Annotated in this window: 2 protein-coding genes; both read right to left on the bottom strand. The window is 74.4% G+C overall.

The window, feature by feature from the left end; translation table 11 throughout:
- Positions 1 to 106: 106 nt before the first annotated feature.
- Positions 107 to 1,237: a sulfite exporter TauE/SafE family protein gene (locus tag KBX39_RS30325; protein WP_210873833.1), complete on the bottom strand. Its 1,131-nt coding sequence runs from the start codon at positions 1,235 to 1,237 to the stop codon at positions 107 to 109.
- A 111-nt stretch (positions 1,238 to 1,348) separates the two neighbouring features.
- Entirely contained in the window at positions 1,349 to 1,816 is a 468-nt protein-coding gene (locus KBX39_RS30320; RefSeq protein WP_210873831.1) for an Rrf2 family transcriptional regulator, read from the bottom strand.
- Positions 1,817 to 1,853: the final 37 nt, after the last annotated feature.

Below are 1,853 nucleotides of genomic sequence, written 5' to 3'. Positions count from 1 at the left end.
ATTATAACCGAGAGGCATATCGGTCAGCAGGACATGTCTCTACGGCGGGCGACACGCCGAGACAGAACACTCCTGGGCGATGGCGCGGCCCGGGAACGCGAGCGGCTCAGCCCTCGACGGCGGCGGCGAGCTTCCGCGACTCCGCGGCCTCGGCAGGCTCGGAGGTCTCGGCGGTAACCACCGGCTCCGGGACTTGCCCCGACTTCGCGGCCTCTGCCGACCCGACGGATTCCCCCGGCCGAGCGGGCTCCCCCGCCTCCGCGGGCGACGCGGAGACGGGCGCGGCCTCGACCGGCGGCGCGGAGGCCGGCGGCGCGGAGGCCGGGGACGCGGAGGCCGGGGACGCGGAGGCCAGCGCCGCTTCGACGGTGGCGCGGGCGCGGCGGGTGCGGCGCAGCGCCCGCACCGCCAGGACAATGGCGACCACCCAGGCGACACCGAGCAGCGCGTACACCACCACCGGCGCCGAGCCGCTCACGCCGCCGGCGCTGAGCAGCGTGCGGGCGTTGGTCAGCACGATCACGCCGCCGATCACGGCGCCGAGCAGCTGAGCGGGAACGATGCGGACCAGCCAGGCCGCGATCGGGGCGGCGATCAGGCCACCGATCAGGAGCGCGGCCACCGTGGGCAGCAGGAAGCCCTCGGTGCCCAGGCCGATCAGGAAGCCGACGCTCGCCGCGCCAGCCACGACGAACTCGGAGGTGTCGACCGAGCCGATGACCTTGCGGGGTTCCATCCGGCCGGAGACCAGCAGCGCCGGGGTGGCGACCGGGCCCCAGCCTCCGCCGCCGGTGGCGTCGACGAAGCCGGCGACCAGGCCGAGCGGGGCGAGGAAGCGGCTCCGCAGCCGGCCGGCGGCGCGGGTGGCCCGAAGCGGCCGGGAGAACCGCACCAGCAGGTACGCGCCGAGCGTGAACAGGATGGCCGCCATCCACGGCGCGGCGGCCTCGGTGGAGATGGAACTGAGGAACGTCGCCCCGGCGAACGCACCGATCGCGCCGGGCAGCGCGATCCGGCCGACGACCCGCCAGTCGACGTTGCCGAAGCGCCAGTGCGAGACGCCCGCGGCGAGCGTGGTGCCGATCTCGGCCAGGTGCACCGAGGCCGACGCGGCGGCCGGCGCGACACCGGCGAACAGGAGCAGCGTCGAGGAGGTCAGCCCGTACGCCATGCCGAGCGAGCCGTCGACCAGTTGCGCGGCGAGCCCGACGAGGGCGAGGACCAGCAGCTTGCGCACGAGCGCCCCCTGACTTTTCGGTATCTCCTATCGACTTGGTCGACAATGCGGCACGAAGGTGGTCCCGGTCAAGTCCCCCATCCGGTTGGTAGGACGCGCCGGACGGCGCGGTCAGCTCCAGGCGCGCGGGTCGGCGGCCAGTTCGTTGACCCGGCCGGGCAGCTCACCGGAGGCCACGTCGGCGATCGTGACCAGCTCCAGGATCTCCCGCTCGCTGGCCCGCAACGCGATCCAGACGTCCTGCAACGCGCGGGCCGCGCCCTGATAGCCGAGCTGTTCCGGACGCTGGCCGCGCACGTGCGCGAGCGGCCCGTCGATGACGCGGATCACCTCGGCCAGGGAGATCTCACGCGCCGGCCGGGCCAGCCAGTAGCCGCCCTCGGGGCCACGCTGGGCGTGCACGATGCCGCCCCGGCGAAGCTGGAGCAGGATGCTCTCCAGGAACTTCGGCGGGATGTCCTGGGACCGGGCGATCTGCTCCGCGGTCACCGGGCGGCTCCGCTCGGCGGTCCCGTCCGCGACCGAGGCCAGCTCAGCGGCCGCGCGGAGGGCATAGTCGACCCGGGCGGAAAGACGCATACGGCCAGGTTAGTCCGCTCGGGTGGGGGCCGCCCCG

The sequence above is a fragment of the Micromonospora sp. D75 genome, from assembly GCF_018070405.1.
In the GTDB taxonomy this organism is placed as follows: Bacteria; Actinomycetota; Actinomycetes; order Mycobacteriales; family Micromonosporaceae; genus Micromonospora; species Micromonospora chalcea.
The sequence above is the reverse complement of the archived record's forward strand: the minus strand, read 5'-3'. Positions and strand labels throughout refer to the sequence as shown.

Excerpts from the sequence above, each read along its gene's own strand:
- KBX39_RS30320 (WP_210873831.1), bottom strand. The coding sequence starts at position 1,816 with ATGCGTCTTTCCGCCCGGGTCGACTATGCCCTCCGCGCGGCCGCTGAG.